The organism is Actinacidiphila sp. bgisy144 (assembly GCF_057708105.1).
The window spans coordinates 172,634-191,412 of sequence record NZ_JBYIRM010000014.1 but is presented as its reverse complement, the minus strand read 5'-3'; the positions used below and the strand labels follow the sequence as shown (position 1 = coordinate 191,412).

The following is an 18,779-nucleotide window of genomic DNA, read 5'->3' as shown; positions in this document are numbered from 1 at the left end:
AGGGTGCGGGCGGACGAGCGGGGGGACGAGCGGGGGGACTCAGCCCTTGACGGCGCCGGTGAGCACGCCCTTGGTGAAGTAGCGCTGGAGGAAGGGGTAGACGAGCAGGATCGGCACCACGGCGATGACGAGCACCGCCATCTGCACGGCCTCCTGGGGCGCGACCGTCTCGCCGGTCGCGGCGCCGCTGAGGCTCTGGCCCTGGAGCACATAGCTGCGCAGCACCATAGGCAGCGGCCACTTCGCGGAGTCGTCGAGGTAGAGCAGCGCGTTGAAGAAGGCGTTCCAGTACGTCACCGCGTAGAAGAGGCTGACGACGGCGATGACCGCCTTGGACAGCGGGAGCACGATGCTGACCAGGATGCGCAGGTCGCCGGCGCCGTCGATGCGGGCCGCGTCGAGCAGTTCGGTCGGCAGGTTCATGAAGAACGCCCGCAGCACCACGAGGTTGAAGGCGCTCATCAGCGTCGGCATGACCAGCGACGCGTACGTGTTGTACAGGCCGAGGTTCTTGACCAGCAGGAAGTTCGGGATGATGCCGGCGTTGAAGAGCATCGTGACCAGTGCGGTCATCAGGATGAAGCGGGAGCCGGTCACCTCGCGCCGGGACAGCCCGTAGGCCATGCCGATGGTGAACAGCAGGCTGACGAGGGTGCCGACAGCGGTGACGCCGATGCTGACGAACAGCGCGCGCAGCACCACGCCGCCGGTGAAGACGGTGCGGTAGGCGGCGAGGGTGGGGTGCGCGGGCCACAGCACCAGGCCGGAGCTCTTGATGATGTCGGACTGGGAGGCGAAGCTCGTCGCGATGATGCCGATCATCGGATAGGCGACGGCGGCCACCACCAGGACCAGGATGACGGCCTTGCCCCAGCGTCCAAGCAGGCTGGGCCGCTCCATCCACGGCGGCCGGCCCTCGGGCGCGCCGGCCCGGCGGCGGGCGGCGCGGCGGGCCGCGAGGAAGGCCCGGGCCCCGCCGTCGGACGCGGCGGACCGCGCCCGCGCGCCCGCGGATCGCGTGGTGTCGGCTGTCTCAGCGGTCAGCACCGCGGTACACCCCCTCGTGGCCCAGCCGGTGGGCGAACTTGTTGGCGCCGACCACCAGCACGGTGCCGACGACGGCCTTGACCAGGCCGACCGCGGCGGCGACGCCCCAGTCGTTGTCCTGGATGCCGTGGTAGTAGACGTAGGTGTCCAGGACCTCGCCGGCGTCCGGCCCGACCGCGTCGCGCTGGAGCAGGACCTGCTCGAACCCGACGGAGAGCAGGTTGCCGAGGTTGAGGATCAGCAGCAGCACGATCACCGGCGAGATGCCCGGCAGCGTGACGTGCCACAGCCGCCGCCAGGGGCCCGCGCCGTCGATGGCCGCGGACTCGTACAGCCCGCGGTCGATGCTCAGCAGCGCGGCGAGGATGATGATGGTGCCCCAGCCGGCGTCCTTCCAGATGGACTCCAGGGTCAGCAGCCACGGGAAGGCGTGCGGGTCGGACATCATGTCGTAGCGCGGCAGCCCGACCTTGCCGAGCAGGTGGGGCAGCAACCCGGCGCCGCCGAGCACCTGCTGGAAGATCGAGACGATGATGATCCAGCCGATGAAGTGCGGCAGGTAGACCACGCTCTGCACGAACCGGCGGACCTTGCTGCTCAGCACGCTGTTCAGCAGCAGCGCCAGGGCGATCGGCACCGGGAAGAAGAACACCAGCTGGACGACCGCGATCTCCACGGTGTTGCGGGTCGCGGACCAGAACGCCGGCTGGGAGAAGGCGTCCGAGAAGTTCGCCAGCCCCGTCCAGGTGCTGTGCATGTAGCCGAGGTAGGGCTCGTAGTGCTGGAACGCCACGACGTAGCCGAGCAACGGGACGTAGTGGAAGACCACGAAGTACAGCAGGCCCGGCAGGGTGAGCAGCAGCATCACCTTGTCCCGCTTGAGCCGCTGCCACAGCGACAGCTTGTGCACCGGCGGGGCGGCGGGCCCGGCGGGCTTGCGCCGGGCGTTCATCGGGGGGCCTGTTGCGGTGTCAGCCATACGACGGGGTTCCTGTTCGACGAGGTGGCGCAGGAGTCGCCCTGGGCCGCGCCGGGTGTGTGATCGGTCCGGTTCTGCTGCGAGAACGTAGTAAGCGATTACGTCGAGCGTCAATAGTCTTCATGAAACGTCTGTGTTTCCTGGCGTTCCGACCGTCGATGCCCGCCACCGGAAAACCCGTGGTCAGATGCCATGTGTGGCCGCGCACCGCATGGTTGGGCGCCGACCGGTTTCTTGACGGCCGCCCCGGCGAGTGCCTAGCGTGCCTCCTGTCCGTAGTACACGTTTACTGTCCGGAGGCAGGGTGCGTAGCATCGATGAGGCGTCGACTGGTCCCGCAGCGGACGCCGACGGTCCACCGAGGCGGCCGCGCGCGCTGATCACGATGAACCCCGGCCAGGTCGACGAGGTCTTCCCGCCGGACGTCAGGCGCCGCCTGGCGCAGGTCGCCGACCTGCGCCTGGCGCACCCGGTGGACGACTTCTCGGCCGGCCCCGCCGCGGCCGAACTCGCCGACGTCGAGGTGCTGGTGACCGGCTGGGGCTGCCCCCCGGTGGACGCGGCGGTGCTGGCGCGCGCGCCCCGGCTGCGCGCGGTGGTGCACGCCGCGGGCACGGTGCGCACCTTCCTGTCCCCGGAGGTCTTCGACCGCGGCATCGTCGTCTCCTCGGCCGCTGCCGCAAACGCCGTACCGGTCGCCGAGTTCACCCTCGCGGCGATCATCATGGGCGCCAAGCGGGTCATGCCGCTCGCCCGGCTCTTCCAGCAGCGCCGCACCCACCGCACCGCCGCCGACCTGCGCCGCCAGCACTGGCTCGGCGCCCACGGGCTGACCGTCGGGGTGATCGGCGCCTCCCGCACCGGGCGCCGGGTCACCGAGCTGGTGCTGCGCACCCTCGACGCCCAAGTGCTGCTCTACGACCCTTACTTGAGCGACGGCGAGGCGGAGGGGCTCGGGGCGCGGCGGACCGACCTGGACACCCTGGTGGCCACCAGCGACGTGGTGACCGTGCACGCCCCCCAGACCCCCGAGACCCACCACCTGATCGACGCCCGGCGGCTGGCCCTGATGCGGCCGGGCACCTTGCTGGTGAACACCGCTCGCGGCGCCCTGGTCGACATCGAGGCGCTCACCGAACACCTGGTCAGCAACCGGCTGGACGCGATGCTCGACGTCACCGAGCCCGAACCGCTCCCCGCGCAGCACCCGTTGTGGACCCTGCCGAACGTCTTCATCACCCCGCACCTGGCCGGTGCCCAGGGCAACGAGGCGGCCCGGCTGGGGGCGCTGGCCGTCGAGGAGGTGGCCCGCTACGCGCGGCGCGAGCCGTTCGCGCACCAGGTGCGGCAGACCAGTTGGGAGTATCTGGCATGACGGCGGCCGACCCGGTTGGCGCGAGGTGGCACGACGGCGCCCGCCCAGACCATAGGCTCAGTGGAACCAGACAGCGGGCAGAGGGCGGCACGATGCGTCGGGCAGGAACGACACCCCAGGACGCGCCACGGCGCGCGACCGTCACCGACGTGGCACGGCACGCCGGTGTCTCCACGGCCACCGTGTCACGGGTCATGAACGGCAACTACCCGGTGGCCGCGGCCACCCGGGAGCGCGTCGAGGCGTCCATGCGCGAACTGGGCTACGTCGTCAACGCGCACGCCCGCGCGCTCGCCGGGGTGTCGGCCCGCACCGTCGGCATCGTCGTCAACGAAGTGATCGACCCGTTCTACGCCTACATCGCGCGCGGCGTGGAGCGGGAGGCCACCGGCGGCGGCCGGCTGTGCCTGGTCTGCTGCACCCAGGGCGACCCGCAGCGCGAACTCGCCTTCATCGAACTGCTCCACCAGCGCCGCGCGGACGCGGTGATCCTGGTCGGCGGCAGCGTCCAGGACCGCGCCTACGTGGCCGAACTGGAGCAGCGGGCCCACGCGTTGCACGCCGACGGCAGCAGACTGGTGCTGTGCGGGCGGCCGGGCATCGGCGGGGACGCGCCCACCGCCCAGGTCGAGTACGACAACGAGGGCGGCGCGTTCGCCGTCACCGACCACCTGCTCGCCCAGGGCCACCGCCGGATCGTCTACCTCGGCGGCCCGCCGCGGCTGTCCACCAGCCGCGACCGGCTGGCCGGCCACCGCCGCGCGCTGAAGGCCCGGGGCCTGGCCGCGGACCCCGCCCTGGTCCAGCACGGGCCCTTCAGCCGCTCCTTCGGCTACCGCCGGATGGCCGAACTGCTCGACGACGGGCCGGAGTTCACCGCCGTCTTCGCGGCCAACGACATCGTGGCCGCGGGCGCCGCGCAGGCCATGGAGGAAGCGGGCGTGCGGGTGCCGAAGGACGTCTCGCTGGTCGGCTACGACGACATCCCCGTCGCCCAGGAACTGCGCCCCCGCCTGACCACCGTGCACGTGCCGCTGGAGGAGATGGGGCGGCAGGCGGTGCGGCTGGCCCTCGCCGACGCCGACGGCGACGGCGACGACTGGCGGGCGCAGCCGAGCGGGTCCGTGCGGCTCGGCACGCACATCGTGGTCCGCGACTCGGTGGCGCCGCCCGGCGGCGGCAGCCGGGCCCGCCGGGGCTGAGCAGGCGGGGCCCCGCTCCCCCGTTCCCCCCGCCGGATCACCTGGCCCGCCCGGCCGTCGAACAACCCGCCCGGCCACCGAGCCCGGCCCCCGCACACAGCAACCGTTTACCCCCGGACCGCTCACCGCCGGCGCACCCGCGCGATCCCCGCGCCACACCCCGCCCCTCCCCACCCCCGGCACCGTACGCAGGAAGGCAGGACCTCCGCATGCCCGCTCCGTACCTCCGACTCCCGCCGACCGACCGGGTGCGCTCGTCCCGCACCGGCTGGACCCGCGCCCACTGGGAGGCCCTCGCCGACCATCTGCTGGACTCCGTCGTGCCGTTCGCCACCCCGGGCTTCGCGCAGTACCGGCTGCCGGGCCGCAACTCCTGGTCGGGGGTGGTCTCGGACGGCCTCGAAGGATACGCGCGGACCTTCCTGCTGGCCGCCTTCCGCATCGCCGGCGCGGGCGGCGCGGTCGACGGGCGGCTCGTGGAGCGGTACGCGCGGGGCCTGGCGGCCGGTGTGGACCCCGGCTCCGGCGAGGCGTGGCCGGCCCTGACCGACTGCTCGCAGCAGATGGTGGAGGCGGCCTCGATCGCCATCGGCCTGCACGAGACCCGGCCGTGGATCTGGGACCGGCTGGACGACACCGTGCGGCAGCGGGTGGTCGACTGGTTCTCCGGCTTCGTCGGCGCCCGCACCTGGGACAACAACTGGCGGCTCTTCCAGGTCGTGTCCGAGCAGTTCCTCGCCTCGGTCGGCGCGCCCTTCAGCCGGCGGGACATCGACGGCGGCCTCGACCGCATCGAGGACTGGTACCTGGGCGACGGCTGGTACACCGACGGCGACGGCCGCAACTTCGACTACTACGGCGGCTGGGCGCTGCACCTGTACCCGCTGCTGTGGGCGCGTATCGCGGGCGCGGAGGACGGCGGACGGGCCCGGGAGTACCGCGCCCGGCTGGCCCGCTTCCTCACCGACTACCCGCGCTTCTTCGGCGGCGACGGCGCCCCGGTGCACCAAGGGCGCTCGCTGGCCTACCGGTTCGCGGCGACCGCGCCGGTGTGGATGGGCGCGCTCGCGGACTGCTCGCCGCTGTCCCCCGGGCTCACCCGGCGGCTGGCGTCGGGCGCGGTCCGGCACTTCGTGGAGCGCGGCGCGCCGGACGAGCGCGGGCTGCTCACCCTCGGCTGGCACCGCACCTTCCTGCCCGCCACCCAGGCGTACTCCGGGCCGGCCTCGCCGTACTGGGCGAGCAAGGGCTTCCTCGGGCTGCTGCTGCCGGCCGACCACCCGGTGTGGACCGCGCACGAGGCGCCGCTGCCCGTCGAGGAGTCCGACCTGCGCACGGCGCTGCCGGTCCCCGGCTGGCTGCTGCACGGCACCCGGCACGACGGCATCGTCCGGCTGGTCAACCACGGCAGCGACCACAACCCGCCCGCCGGCCCGGGCCAGGACGACCCGCACTACGCCAAGTTCGGCTACTCCACCGCGACCGCGCCCGAGTCGGCGCCGCACGCCTGGGAACGTACGGTCGACGGCCACCTGGCGCTGCTCGCCCCCGACGGCACCGCCTCGCGCCGGGTCCGCATCCATCCGCTGCACTGCGAGGGCGCCACCGCCGCCTCCCGCCACGACGCCCAACTCCCGGGCTGCGAGGCGGTACCGGTCGAGACGGCCAGCGTGCTGCACGGCCCGTGGGAGGTGCGGGTGCACCGGGTCGGCGGCGGCGCGCCGCACGCGGCCGTACGGGAAGGCGGTCACGCGGTCGCCGGCGCGCGGCCGCCGCAGGTCGAGACCGGTCCCGGCTGGGCGCTGGCCCGTACCGCGGACGGCCTCACCAGCGCGGTGGTCGCCCTCCACGGCTGGGACGAGGAGGCCGCGGTCGCCCGCGAGGTCGCCGCCAACGCGTTCGGCTCCCACTCGGCCACGCCGTATCTCACGCGTGCGGCGCGAGAGGCCGGAGGGGCGGTGCCGGACGGGGAGACGGACGCGGAGCCGGGCGGGAGCGTGCACGTCACGCTGGTCGTCCTGTCCCAGGACACCGTGGACCCGGCGGCGCTGCGGCAGGCGATCGGCTGCGAGGTGGAGGGCGACCGGGTCCGGATCGTCTTCCCGGGCGCCGCGCCGGTGGAGGTCCCGCGGCGGTCGTGAGCGCCGGTCGCTCGTGAGGGCCCGGCGCCGGTCAGTGGCCCGATCGCGGGGCACGCAGCGGCGGGGGTGCTCCGGCGGTGGTGCCGGGTACGCCCGACGGACCGTCCTCGGCGGCCGCGTAGTACGCGGTTACTGTTCCGGGTTCGACCGCCGCGCCCTGTGCGGCGGCCCACCGCACCAGTCCGGCCGCGTCGATGCCGTACGGGGCGCGGTCGCCGTACGGGGCCAGGCCGCGGGCGGCCCGCTCCAGGAGGGTCGCGGCGCCGCGGGTGTTGCCGCGGGCGGCGTGGGTCAGGCCGACCGCGAACTGGGCGAGGGCCCGCCACAGGCCGCGCTCGCCCTCCGGCGCGGCCTTCCACATGTCCTCCAGCACCTCGTGCGCGTGGAAGGGTTTTCCGTCGTCGAGGAGCCGTTGGGCCTCGTCCAGGGTCTGCCGCGGTGTGCGGCGGATGCCTTCGGGCTGGCGTTCCACGCCCGGGGCGCCGTACGGCAGGGGGCGGCCGAGGCCGTCGCGCGGCCGGCTGTTGCGGGCCCTGCCCTCGGCATCCCGGTCCCGCCCGGGACGCCGCGCCGGCCGGTCCGCGTCCTGCGAGGCGTCGCTCATGCTCCCATTGTGCCGCCCGGCGGCACGCGCGAGCGTCGGTGTCCCTCCGCCACCAGGAGGACCGGGTTGGCCAGGGCCGCCATCGGGCCGAACAGCAGCGCGTCGCCCATGGTGTTGGCCTGGCCCGGGGTGCCGTCGGTCATCGGGTGGCGCACCTCGGCGCGGACGTAGGCGGCGAGCGGGGCGGTCGTCCGCCACACCGCGGTCCCGTCGCCTGGACCCTCACCCGGTGCCGTGGCCAGCAGGTGATGCCGGCGTGGCCGGAACGGCAACGCGCCGTGAGCGTCGGCGCGCCGGGGCCGGCCCGCTTGCCGCGCGGAACCCGGACGCCCCGCCGCGGGTCACGCCGAGAGGTCGGCTTTCGCCATCGCGATCAGTTCCTGAAGGCGCAGCCCGCGCGCCGCGTCGAGCGGGCCGGGGACGCCGGAGCGTACGGCGGCGGCGAACTCCGCGCGCAGCAGGGGCCAGCTCTCCTGGTGGCCGGCGCCGTTGCTGTCCCACACCACTTCCTCGTCGGCTCCGAAGAGCTCGACGCGGGTCCGGGCGCGCGGCAGCCGTACCGCACCGGACAGTGACGCCTGGCTGACCGCGCCGCCGTCATGCACGCAGGCCAGTTCCACCCAGCGTCGGGGGTCGCCGGTGGCCCGTACGGAGACGATCGGGCCGAGCGCCGTGTCGAGCAGGTCGAGCAGGTGCGGGCCGAGGTCCAGCAGCGCGCCCTCGGTCAGCCGCCAGCCGGTGGCCATCTCGCCGCCGAGGAAGGCGCCGTGCAGGTAGCAGGAGCGCGCCCCGGTCGGCGTCAGGTCCCGAGCCCGGTCCAGGAAGGCGCGGGTCGCCGGGTGGTAGCGCTTGGTGAGGACCATCTGCGAGACCACACCGGCCTCGGCGACCGCGTCGGCCACCGACCTGGCCGCGGCCAGGTCGGCACCCAGCGGCTTGTCCAGCAGCAGTGGCTTTCCGGCGCGGGCCGCGCGTACGGCGAGCTCGGCCTGCACGGCCGGCGGCACCGCGAAGGCCACCGCCTCGCAGCTGTCGAAGAGCTCGTCGATGCTGGTGGCGGCGACCGCCCCGTGGGCGGCGGCCAGTTCGGCGGCGGCTTCAGGCCGCCGGGCCCAGACGGCTGTCAGGTTGGTCTGGGGCCCGGCGGCCAGCATGGGGGCGTGCATGTCGCGCGCCCACGGTCCGGCTCCGATCAGTCCGACCCTGACCGGGTCGGGGGCGGTGGAGTGCACGGTGGTTCTCCCGGGAGGGGTCGTGGGTCCGCGGCGCCGGAGGCCGGGTCGTACCCGTGGTCGGGTCCGTACCCGTGGTCAGGTCGTCCCGCAGGCCGTGTCGAAGGCCGGCCGGTGCCGGACAGCGACGGCAGGGTCAGAGGGCAGGGGGCAGGGTCAGGTAGTGGCGGGCTGGTCGGCGAGGGTGGCCGCCAGGCGCAGGTCGGCCTGTTCCGGCGCGTAGAGGTGCTCCACGACGGTGGCGGCCGCTCCGGCCAGCGCGGCCCGGTCGCCGAGTCGCGAGGTGACGATCTGGAGGCTGCGGGTGGAGCGCGGCAGCGCGCGCTGGTAGAGCACCTCCCGTACCCCGGTGAGGAAGTGGGTCTCGGCGAGGTCGCCGGCGATCATCAGCACGCCGGGGTTGAGCAGGGTGACGGCGGTGGCCAGCACCTCGCCGCAGCGCTGGCCGGCCTCGCGGGCCAGCCGTACCGCGTCGGGCTGCCCGGCGTCGAGCAGTTCGCGTACGTCGGTGCCCGACTCGGCCGCGACACCCAGTCCGGAGAGCTGCCCGGCCACCGCCCTCCCACTGGCGACGGCCGCCAGGCAGCCGTAGGAGCCGCACATGCAGCGGGCGTCCGGCTGGTCGTGCAGGCGGATGTGGCCGAGGTCGCCGGCGCCGCCGTCGATGCCGCGGAACGCCTGGCCGTCGATCACCACGCCGGCGCCGATCCCCGTGGAGACCTTGACCAGCATGAAGGTCGAGCAGTCCGGCCAGTCCGCGCGCTGCTCGCCCAGTGCCATCAGGTTGGCGTCGTTGTCGAGCAGCACCGGCAGCAGCGGCTCGGTGCCGGCGCGCTCCGCGAGCGCGGCGCGCATCCGCTCCCGGATCGGGTAGCCGTCCCAACCGGGCATGATCGGGGGCCGGATGACCAGGCCGGTGTCGAACTCGACCGGTCCGGGCACCGACAGGCCCACACCGCATACCTTCGACGCGGCGGCGCCGAGGCCGTCGAGCAGACCGGTGAACCAGTCGGCGAGGGTGTCCAGCACCGTCTCCGGCCCGTCGGCCACCCGCAGTTCGCCCCGCCGCTCGGCGAGCACCGCGCCGGCCAGGTCGAGCACCGCGGCGTGCGCCTGGCTGGTGTCGAGGTCGGCGGCGAGCACCACCGCGTGGGTGGTGTCGAAGGTGAGGCGCACCGACGGCCGTCCACCGGTGGACAGTTGGCCCGGGGCGGAGGCCACCCAGCCGGCGGCGAACAGCTGGTCGAGCCGATGGCCGACGGTGGAACGGGACAGACCGGTGAGACTCAGGAGCTCTCCCCGGGTGCCGGCCTGGCCGGTGCGGATGAGTTCCAGCAAGTGGCCGGCGGTGGTCCGCGGCGCGGCCGTCTGGGCCATCGGGTGGGATCTCCTCATGGTCTCAGCTCTTGTCGGCGCCGGTGGTCAGTCCCTCGGTGAGGAACCGCTCAGCAGCGTAGAACAGGACTATCACGGGGATGGTGAGCACCACCGAACCCGCCATGAGAACCGTGGTGGGGACCTCGATGGCGTTGTTCATCTGCGAAAGTCCGAGCGAGACCGTCCACTTGGCGGGGGTGGCTGCGAGGAACAGCAGCGCGAAGAGGAACTCGTTCCAGGCGATCATGAAGACGTACAGCCCGGTCGCCATCAGCGAGGGCGCCGCCAGCGGGAGGACCACCCGCCACAGGATGCGCAGCCGCGAGCAGCCGTCGAGGGCGGCGGCCTCCTCGATGCTCACCGGCACGGTGGTGAAGTAGTTCTTCAGCATGTAGATCGACACCGGCACGGTCTGGGCGATGTAGACCACGGCCAGCCCCACCAGGCTGCCCTGGAGGCCGATCTTGGCGAACATCACGAAGAGCGGGACCGCGAGCAGGGTCGCCGGGAAGAGGTACACCGCCAGGAACAGCGCGCTGATCTGGCGGCTGCCGACGAACTTCAGCCGGCTGATCGCCCAGGCGCCGGGGACCGCGGCGGCCAGCGTGAGCACCACCGTGCCCAGGGAGACCAGGGCGGAGTTGCGCAGCATGCCGAGCAGGCCCTGACCGCCCTTGGAGGTCGGCTCCAGGATGGTCTTGTAGGTGCTGACGGTGATCTCGTGCAGCGGCACCCACAGCGACCCCGGGTGCAGCAGTAGCTGTCCGGTGGGCCGGAAGGAGAGCATCACCATGTAGTAGAAGGGGAAGAGCGTCGCCACCAGCAGCGCCGCGATGACCACCCACCGCAGCGTGCCGAAGAGCCGGTCCTCGAACTGTGCCCGGCTCATGCCTGCTCCTCCTGTACACGCTTGGCGAAGAACCCGAAGTAGATGCCGAGCAGCACCATGAGGATGACGGCCAGGACGAGTGCCTGCGCCGCGGCGGCGCCGACGTCGTAACTGGCGGTCAGGAAGTTGTAGACCCGCACCGAGACCACCTCGGTACCGGAGTTGCCGCCGGTGAGCAGGTAGATGTCGTCGAACTTGTTGAAGGTCATGATGAAGCGCAGCACGGACAGCAGCGCGATCACCGGCATCAGCTGCGGCAGCAGGATGTGCCTGAACCGCTGGGTGAGGGTGGCGCCGTCGACCTCGGCGGCCTCCTCGATGCCGGCCGGGACCGCCTGGAGGCGGGCCAGCAGGAAGAGGAAGGCGAACGGGAAGTACCGCCAGATCTCGAAGGCGACGACGGTCAGCAGGGCGAGCGGCAGGTGCAGGTGCCAGCCGAGCAGGTCCACGGGGTAGGAACTGGTGGACAGGAACGCGATCGGCTTGTGCCAACCGAACACGTGCGTGCCCCAGTTGTTGATGATGCCGGTCTGCGGGCTGAGCGCGGTCTCCCACACGAAGGTGACCGCGACAACCGGGGCGACGTAGGGCAGCAGCATGGTGCTGCGGACCACTCCCCGGCCGCGGAACGGGCGGCGCAGTGCGAGCGCGGCGATCAGACCGAGCACGATGGAGCCGACGGTGCCGCCCACGGTGTAGATGAGGGTGGTGGTCAGCGAGCTCCAGAAGCCGGGCGCGGTGAAGACCTGCTCGAAGTTGTGCGACGTCCAGTTGCCGAACAGGCCCATGCCCTGGAGGTCGATCAGCTTCGCGTGCTGGAAGGCGAGCAGGACGGTCCAGATGATCGGCACGACGACGATCACCAGGACGACCAGCAGCGTGGGCGACACGAAGGCCAGCCCGGCCCGGTTCTCGGCGCGTTCCGACGGGGTGGACCGTCGGCGGCCGCCGGCGGTGGATGTGCTCATGTGCGCTTCCTCAGGTGCTGCCTCGCGTGTGAGGGTGCCGCCGGTCACAGCAGCGTCTTCTTCAGGGCGGACACCGCGTCGTTCGCCTGCTTGGCCGCGTCCTTCGGCGAGGTGCCGTCCCCGCCGGTCATGGAACCGATGGCCTGGGGCACCGGCAGCGACCCCTCGGTCGCGCCGACCAGTGCGCCCTGGCCCTGGGCGATGCCCCAGCGCTGCATGTTGGTGACGCCGGCGAGCAGCTGGTCGAGGAAGGCAGCCGGGAAGAGCCGGTTCATCGGCTCGGTCCGGCTGACCCCGATCTTCATGCCGCGCCAGTCGGTGACGTACTTCTGCGGTTCGGCGGCGGTGCCGTCACGGACCGGGATCTTGCCCTCGGGTTCCATGCCGAGCCAGCCCTCGTAGCCGCTGGACATCATGAACTGGATGAACTTCTCGGCCCCGAGCGTGTTGGCGGTCTTGGTGACGGTCCAGGAGGAGATCTCGCCGAACTGGGCGGAGGAGGAGCCGGCGGAGCCCTTGATCGCGGTGACGATGCCGGAGTTCTTCGACAGGAAGGTCGGGTCGCCCTTGCACTGCGGGCAGTTGGGCAGGACGTCGTCGCGCAGGCCGGCGAGGGAGTCCATCAGGTAGGTGGACCACACCACCATCGCCGACTGGCCGGCCTGGTAGGTGGCGCGGGTGGTGTCGACGGTCTGGGTGCCCTCGGGACCGGTTTTGGCGAGGTCGTCGTAGGTCTTGAACGCCTTCACGCAGGCGGGGCTGTCCAGCGCGACGTCACCGCCGGAGTCGGTCAGCTGGCAGCCGCCGGCGACCGCGAAGTCCTCGAAGCTCTGCTGGGTGAAGGCGTCCTTGGGGTCGGTGGCCAGCGAGATGCCGTTCATCGAGCCCTTGTTGAGCGTCCGCGCGGCCTTGAGGATCGCGTCGTAGGTGTCCGGCACCGGCAGGTGGGCCTTGGCGAAGAGGTCCTTGCGGTAGACGAGGATCTGCTGCCAGGAGTCGCTGGGCACCGACAGGGCCTTGCCGCCGTCGCTCGTCAGCTTGAGCGCGTTGGCGTTGAAGGTGGAGCGCCCCAGGTTGTCGAGCACCTTGGCGGTGGCGTCGGTGTCGATCAGGCCGTTGCTGTACATCTGCCAGATCGGGGCGAGCGGGATGCCGCCCATCACGTCGGGCAGCTTGCCGGCCGCGGCGGCGGACTCCACGAGCTGGGGCAGCTGGCTCTCGTCGATGCCCACCAGCTTGACCTTGTATCCGGTCTGCTTCTCGAAGGTGTCGACGAGCTTCTGCGTCGCCGCCATCCGGGCCGGCAGGTTCTCCTCACTCCAGACCGTGAGGGTCCTGCCCGCGTGCGGCCCCGGGCTCTGGCCGGAGCATCCCGCCAGCAGCCCGATACCGAGCGCCGCCGCGGTACCGGCCGCCAGGCACCTGCTTCTGCCTCGGCCGCCGCCGATGCCTCCGAGGGACCTCATGTGCATGAACCGTCCTCACTTGCCCGCCTTGCGTCAACGTCGTGTTGCATAACACCACCACTTTTACTTGTTGACAAGACTTAAGTCTGAGATATCTTCGACACAAGCCAGCGTCATCCGACGGTTCATGGCACGCATCCCGCAGCAGCTCCGGAGTCAACGTGGAACGCATCGTCCAGTTCACCGGCCCCCGCACCGTCGAGGTCGCGGACGTCGCCCCGGAGGCACTTCCACCGGGCCATCTGCGGGTCCGCACCCGCTTCTCCGGCATCTCCGCGGGCACCGAACTGACCGCCTACCGCGGCACGAACCCGTACCTGACCCGCACCTGGGACGCCGAGCAGCGGCTGTTCCACGACGACGTGGCGGGCATCTCCTATCCGGTGGCCGGCTGGGGCTACTCCGAGGTGGGCGAGGTCGTCGAGGTCTCCCCCGAGCTCGCCGGAACGCCGGACCTGCCCGAGCCGGGCGACCTGGTCTGGGGGATCTGGGGCCACCGCAGCGAGGGCCTGGTTCCGGCCGAGCGGATGATCGGCCACCGGCTGCCCGACGGGGTGGAACCGCTCGCCGGCGCGTTCGCCCGGGTCGGCGCGATCGCATACAACGCGGTGCTCGCCGCCGACATCCACCTCGGCGAGGACGTCGCCGTCTTCGGCCAGGGCGTGATCGGCCTGCTGGCAACCCGGCTCGCCCAGCTCAACGGCGCGACCGTCACCGCCGTCGACGCCCTCGACTCCCGGCTGGCCGCCGCCCGCCACTACGGGGCCGCCCACACCCTCAACGTCCGCGCGGGCAAGGTCGCCGAGGCGGTCCGCGACCTCACCGACGGCCGCGGCGCCGACGTCGCCGTGGAGATCAGCGGCGCCTACCCCGCCCTGCACGAGGCGATCCGCTCGGTCGCCGCCGGCGGCCGGGTCGTCGCCTCCGGCTTCTACCAGGGCGACGGCACCGGGCTGCGGCTCGGCGACGAGTTCCACCACAACCGCGTCCAGCTGGTCTGCTCCCAGATCGGCGGGGTCCCGCCGCAGCTGTCCCACCGCTGGAACGTCGAGCGGCTCCAGCGCACCTTCCTGAACCTGGTCGCACGCGGCCAGGTCGACACCGAAGCCCTGGTCAGCCACCGCGTGCCGGTCGCCGACGCCGCCGACGCCTACGCCCTGCTCGACGAACGCCCCTCCGACGCCCTCCAGGTCGTCCTGGAATTCTGAGCCGCCCGGCTGATCCGAAAGGCCCCCTCCCATGCTCAAACTCGCCTGCCAGGAGCAACTGCTGCCCGGAGACACCCTCCAGGCCAAGTGGGACTTCGCCCAGGCCGCCGGCTACGACGGCATCGAGCTGCGCGGCAAGGGCGACCAGCACTTCCGCGACCGGCTGCCCGAACTGCGCGCCGCGCTCGCCGACGGGGTCGTCATGCCGACCGTCTGCGTCGACATGCTGCACTTCCTCGGCGCCTTCGACGCCGAGCAGCGCCGCGACGCCATCGAGCAGATGAAGTCCCAGCTGAGCGTCATCGCCGAACTCGGCGGCCTCGGCGCGCAGACCCCCGCCTCCTACGGCATGTTCTCCCGCCGGCTGCCGCCCTTCGAGCCGCCGCGGACCGAGGCCGAGGACCGCGAGGTGCTGCTCGCCGGGCTCACCGAACTCGGCGAGCACGCCCGCGCCGAGGGGGTCGCCCTCTTCCTCGAACCCCTCAACCGCTACGAGGACCACATGGTCAACCGCCTCGAACAGGCGGTGGACCTGATCGGCGAGGTGGGGCTGGACTCGGTGCGCATCGGCATCGACAGCTACCACATGAACATCGAGGAAGCCGATCCGGCCGCTTCGATCCTGGCCGCCGCTCCCTGGATCGGGCACGCCCAGGTCAGCGACTCCAACCGGTTCCAGCCCGGCGCCGGCCACCTGGACTGGCCCGCCTGGCTGGGCGCCCTCGGCGCCGCCGGCTACACCGGCTGGCTCGCGGCGGAGTGCCGGCTGACCGGCGACCCGCTGGACGCCGTACGGTCGGTGCCCGCCTTCCTGCGACGGGCGGCGGGATGACCTCCCTCCTCCAAAGCGGCGACGTCACGGACACCGACCACGACCACCGGGCGCTGCGGGCCGCCGCCACCCGTGTGCTGCTGGGCAACTGGAACGGCAGGGGCACCGTCCCGTCCCGTTCCCTCTACCCCCACCAGTGGAGTTGGGACTCGGCCTTCGTCGCCATCGGCCTGCGGCACCTCTCCCCCCGCCGCGCGCAGCAGGAGCTCGAGTGGCTGCTGAGCGCCCAGTGGGCCGACGGCCGCGTTCCGCACATCGTCTTCAACCCGGCGGTACCGGCCGGCGCCTACTTCCCCAGCCCGGACTTCTGGCAGTCCTCCAGCGCCGGGCGGCACCGGGGCGCGCCCGCCCACGCCGAGACTTCCGGGATCGTGCAGCCGCCGGTGCATGCCATCGCCGCCTGGCTGGTACACCGCGCCGACCCGCGCGAGTCCGCCCGCCGCGGCTTCCTGCCGCGGGTCGCCGCGCGCCTGGACGCCTGGCACCGCTACCTCGCCGACCACCGGGACCTCGGCGGCCGCGGCCTGGCCGCCATCCTGCACCCCTGGGAACCCGGTCTGGACAACAGCCCCTGCTGGGACGTCCCCCTCGGCCGGGTCACACCGGCCGCCGAGGACTCCTACCGCCGGGTGGACCTCGACCACAGCGCCGCCGGCGACCGTCCGACCGACCTGGACTACGCCCGCTATGTCCGGCTTGCCCGTGACTACCGCGACAGCGGCTACGATGACGCCGCCCCGCACGCCTTCCAGGTCGAGGACCCCGGCTTCAACGCCCTGCTGATCGCCGCCGAGCAGGCCCTCGCCGAGATCCTGCGGGCCGTGGGCGCCGACCCCGCCCCGGCCCTGCGCCGCGCGGAACGGCTCGCCACCGTGCTGACCGAACGGCTCTGGGACGACGAACGCCGGATCTTCGCCCCGCGCGACCTGCACGACGACCGGCTGCTGCCGGTCGCCGGCGTGAACGGGCTGCTGCCGCTGGCCGTCCCGGGCCTGCCGCGCCCGTTCGCCGACGCCCTTGAGTCGACCGCCACCGGCGAGCGCTTCCAGCTCGGGCAGGTGCACATGGTGCCCAGCTACGACCTGACGTCCGAGCGGTTCGACCCCAACCGCTACTGGCGCGGCCCCAGTTGGTTCAACACCGCCTGGCTCGTCCACCGCGGGCTGCACGCCTCCGGCAGCACCGACGCCGCCGACGAACTGCGCGCGGGCATCCTGCGCGACGCCTGGACCAGCGGCTTCGCCGAGTACGTCAACCCCCGTACCGGGGCCGCCCGCGGCATCCGCGACTTCAGCTGGACCGCCGCGGTGGTGCTCGACCTGCTGTCCGACCCACGGGAGGAACGATGACCGGCACATCCACGGGCCGGGACCGTGACCGCGTCCTCGTCGATGGCGGCACCTTCGCCGTCCTCGCCTCCGACGGCGACATCGCCGGCGGCCGGGGCGCCGCTCCGGACGGGCTGTTCGCCAGGGACGCCCGGCATCTGAGCCGGTGGCAACTGAGCGTCGGCGGACAGGCGTTGACCGTCCTGACCTCGGACGACGCGAGCGCGGTGATGGTGCTGCCCGGCACCCGCGACGAGCCGTCGCCGTACACCGTCCGGCGCGACCAGGCGCTCGCCGCCGGGGTGCTGGCGGAACGGCTGACCGTCGTCAACAACCTGCCGCGCGCGGTCACCGCCGCCCTGGAACTGACCGTGGACGCCGACTTCGCCGACCAGTTCGAGCTGCGTTCGGACCGGCGCCACTACGCCAAGCCCGGGGCCTCGCGGGTGGTGGAGGAGCACGCCGGCGGCGTGACCTTCCGCTACCGGCGCGAGCCCGGATGGTCGGCCTCGACCAGCGTCACCGCCGACCCGCCGCCCACGGCCACGGGCCCGGCGGGGGCGGCGGACCGCATCGACGTGTCGGGGGGCGAACACGCCACCACCGGAGCCGAGTTGGACGCCCCCGGCCACCTGCCCGGCGCCGCGCGCGTGCTGAGCTGGCGGCTGGACCTCCCGCCGCACGGCAGTGCCCGGATCGACCTGACGGCACGGGCGATGCCCGGCAGCGCGGCCACCGACGCCGCACCTGCCCCCGACGCCGGTCGGGCCACCGCCACCGGTGGGGAAGAAGACACCGGGCCGCAGGCCGTACGGGACAGGATCGCCCGGGAGGTGGCAGCCTTCCGTGACGCCGAGCCGCGGCCGGCCGGGCTGACCGGCTGGCCCGACCTCGCCCACGCGGTGCGGCAGGGGCTTGCCGACATCGCCGGTCTCCGGGTGCCCGCGACCGGCCCGGACGGCGAGCCGCTGCGGGTGCCGGGCGCCGGCACTCCCTGGTTCCTCACCCTCTTCGGGCGCGACTCACTGCTGACCTCGCTCTTCTGCCTTCCGTACCGGCCCTGCGTCGCCGCGCACACCCTCCGGGCGCTCGCCGCGGCGCAGGGCACCCGCGACGATCCCGCACGCCTCGAACAGCCCGGCCGCATCCCGCACGAGCTGCGCCACGGCGAGCTCGCGCACTTCGGCCAGGTCCCCTACGGCCGCTACTACGGTTCCGTGGACGCCACACCGCTCTTCCTCGTGCTGCTCCAGGCGTACACCGAGCGCACCGGGGACACCGCGATCGCGCGGCGACTGGAGCAGCACGCCCGCGCGGCCGTGGCATGGATGTTCCGCGACGGGGGCCTGGACGACGGCGGTTGGCTGGTCTACCGGTCCGACGAGCAGGCCGGCGGGCTCGCCAACCAGAACTGGAAGGACTCCGCGGGCGCGATCTGCTTCACCGACGGCACCCAGGCGACCGGCGCGATCGCCGTCGCCGAAGCCCAGGGCTACGCCTACGACGCGCTCTGCCGCACCGCCCGGCTCGCCGAGACCGTGTGGGGCGACCCTGCCTGGGCGCGGGAGCTGCGGGCGGCGGCGCTCGACCTGCGCCGGCGCTTCCCGGCGGAGTTCTGGCTCGTCGGCGCGGACTTCCCGGCCCTCGCCCTGGACGGCGAGGGCCGCCAGGTGGACGCCCTCGCCTCCGACGCGGGGCACCTGCTCTGGTCGAAGATGCTCGACGAGGACCAGGCACGGCGGGTGGCACGGCGGCTGCTCGAACCGGACTTCTTCTCCGGCTGGGGCGTGCGCACGCTCGCGGCGGGCCAGGTGCCCTACCATCCGCTGTCCTACCACCGGGGCGGGATCTGGCCGCATGACAACGCGGTGATCGCCCTCGGCATGGCCGCGTACGGCCTGGACGCCGAGGCCCGCGAGGTGGCCGAGGCACTGGTGGCCGCCGCCGGCCACAACGGATGGCGGCTGCCCGAGGTCATCTCCGGCTACGGCAGTGACCTCCAGCCCCGGCCCGTTCCCTACCCGCACGCCTGCTCTCCCCAGGCCTGGGCCGCGGCCACTCCGCTGGCGCTGCTCACCGCGACGGCGGGGCCGAAGTCCGGCTGAGCGCTTGCGGATACGTGGGGTGCGGG

At 73.1% G+C, this 18,779-nt stretch carries 15 protein-coding genes and 1 pseudogene; 7 read left to right on the top strand and 9 right to left on the bottom strand.

Annotated elements, in window-relative coordinates; translation table 11 throughout:
• Positions 1 to 39 precede the first annotated feature (39 nt).
• Positions 40 to 900: a carbohydrate ABC transporter permease gene (locus AC3EVP_RS18375; RefSeq protein ID WP_335976932.1), complete on the bottom strand. Its 861-nt coding sequence runs from the start codon at positions 898 to 900 to the stop codon at positions 40 to 42.
• Positions 901 to 1,033: 133 nt separating this feature from the next.
• Positions 1,034 to 2,026, bottom strand: coding sequence for an ABC transporter permease (locus AC3EVP_RS18370; protein WP_435131139.1), 993 nt, complete (start codon positions 2,024 to 2,026; stop codon positions 1,034 to 1,036).
• Positions 2,027 to 2,330: 304 nt separating this feature from the next.
• Here AC3EVP_RS18370 and AC3EVP_RS18365 point away from each other — a divergent pair, with 304 nt between their 5' ends.
• The 3 genes from AC3EVP_RS18365 (at position 2,331) to AC3EVP_RS18355 (ending at position 6,744) form a co-directional block, all read left to right on the top strand.
• Positions 2,331 to 3,401: a hydroxyacid dehydrogenase gene (locus AC3EVP_RS18365; protein WP_435131137.1), complete on the top strand. Its 1,071-nt coding sequence runs from the start codon at positions 2,331 to 2,333 to the stop codon at positions 3,399 to 3,401.
• A 92-nt stretch (positions 3,402 to 3,493) separates the two neighbouring features.
• Positions 3,494 to 4,603, top strand: a complete 1,110-nt coding sequence (locus tag AC3EVP_RS18360; protein WP_435131136.1) for a LacI family DNA-binding transcriptional regulator — start codon at positions 3,494 to 3,496, stop codon at positions 4,601 to 4,603.
• Positions 4,604 to 4,812: 209 nt separating this feature from the next.
• Positions 4,813 to 6,744 (top strand): DUF2264 domain-containing protein, encoded by a 1,932-nt coding sequence (locus tag AC3EVP_RS18355; protein WP_435131134.1) that lies wholly within the window; start codon positions 4,813 to 4,815, stop codon positions 6,742 to 6,744.
• Between the two features lie 31 nt (positions 6,745 to 6,775).
• Here AC3EVP_RS18355 and AC3EVP_RS18350 read toward each other — a convergent pair whose 3' ends face one another.
• The 7 genes and pseudogenes from AC3EVP_RS18350 to AC3EVP_RS18320 form a co-directional block, all read right to left on the bottom strand.
• A complete protein-coding gene (locus AC3EVP_RS18350) occupies positions 6,776 to 7,348 on the bottom strand; it encodes a DUF309 domain-containing protein (protein WP_435131133.1) in 573 nt (190 codons plus the stop codon).
• A pseudogene (locus tag AC3EVP_RS18345) lies at positions 7,345 to 7,563 on the bottom strand (hypothetical protein); the annotation flags it as partial. The pseudogene AC3EVP_RS18345 and the gene AC3EVP_RS18350, both read right to left, overlap by 4 nt.
• A gap of 126 nt (positions 7,564 to 7,689) precedes the next feature.
• Positions 7,690 to 8,580 carry a Gfo/Idh/MocA family protein gene (locus tag AC3EVP_RS18340; RefSeq protein ID WP_335976691.1) on the bottom strand — a complete coding sequence of 297 codons (891 nt, stop codon included), beginning with the start codon at positions 8,578 to 8,580 and terminating at the stop codon, positions 7,690 to 7,692.
• 156 nt (positions 8,581 to 8,736) lie between these two features.
• Positions 8,737 to 9,957 (bottom strand): ROK family transcriptional regulator, encoded by a 1,221-nt coding sequence (locus AC3EVP_RS18335; RefSeq protein WP_335976693.1) that lies wholly within the window; start codon positions 9,955 to 9,957, stop codon positions 8,737 to 8,739.
• Between the two features lie 22 nt (positions 9,958 to 9,979).
• Positions 9,980 to 10,846 carry a carbohydrate ABC transporter permease gene (locus tag AC3EVP_RS18330; RefSeq protein ID WP_335976695.1) on the bottom strand — a complete coding sequence of 289 codons (867 nt, stop codon included), beginning with the start codon at positions 10,844 to 10,846 and terminating at the stop codon, positions 9,980 to 9,982.
• Entirely contained in the window at positions 10,843 to 11,814 is a 972-nt protein-coding gene (locus AC3EVP_RS18325; RefSeq protein ID WP_335976698.1) for a carbohydrate ABC transporter permease, read from the bottom strand. The genes AC3EVP_RS18330 and AC3EVP_RS18325 overlap by 4 nt, the downstream gene beginning before the upstream one ends.
• Before the next feature lie 44 nt (positions 11,815 to 11,858).
• Positions 11,859 to 13,280: an ABC transporter substrate-binding protein gene (locus AC3EVP_RS18320; protein WP_335976701.1), complete on the bottom strand. Its 1,422-nt coding sequence runs from the start codon at positions 13,278 to 13,280 to the stop codon at positions 11,859 to 11,861.
• Positions 13,281 to 13,441: 161 nt separating this feature from the next.
• Here AC3EVP_RS18320 and AC3EVP_RS18315 point away from each other — a divergent pair, with 161 nt between their 5' ends.
• From AC3EVP_RS18315 to AC3EVP_RS18300, 4 genes are read left to right on the top strand one after another with little or no spacing between them, the layout of a single operon-like run.
• A complete protein-coding gene (locus AC3EVP_RS18315; protein WP_335976704.1) occupies positions 13,442 to 14,488 on the top strand; it encodes a zinc-dependent alcohol dehydrogenase in 1,047 nt (348 codons plus the stop codon).
• A gap of 31 nt (positions 14,489 to 14,519) precedes the next feature.
• On the top strand, positions 14,520 to 15,320 hold the full coding sequence (locus AC3EVP_RS18310; protein WP_435131128.1) for a sugar phosphate isomerase/epimerase family protein: 801 nt from the start codon (positions 14,520 to 14,522) through the stop codon (positions 15,318 to 15,320).
• Positions 15,317 to 16,669, top strand: coding sequence for an MGH1-like glycoside hydrolase domain-containing protein (locus AC3EVP_RS18305; RefSeq protein WP_435131126.1), 1,353 nt, complete (start codon positions 15,317 to 15,319; stop codon positions 16,667 to 16,669). Before AC3EVP_RS18310 ends, AC3EVP_RS18305 begins: the two co-directional genes overlap by 4 nt.
• A complete protein-coding gene (locus AC3EVP_RS18300) occupies positions 16,666 to 18,753 on the top strand; it encodes an amylo-alpha-1,6-glucosidase (RefSeq protein ID WP_435131125.1) in 2,088 nt (695 codons plus the stop codon). Before AC3EVP_RS18305 ends, AC3EVP_RS18300 begins: the two co-directional genes overlap by 4 nt.
• The last annotated feature ends 26 nt before the right edge of the window (positions 18,754 to 18,779 follow it).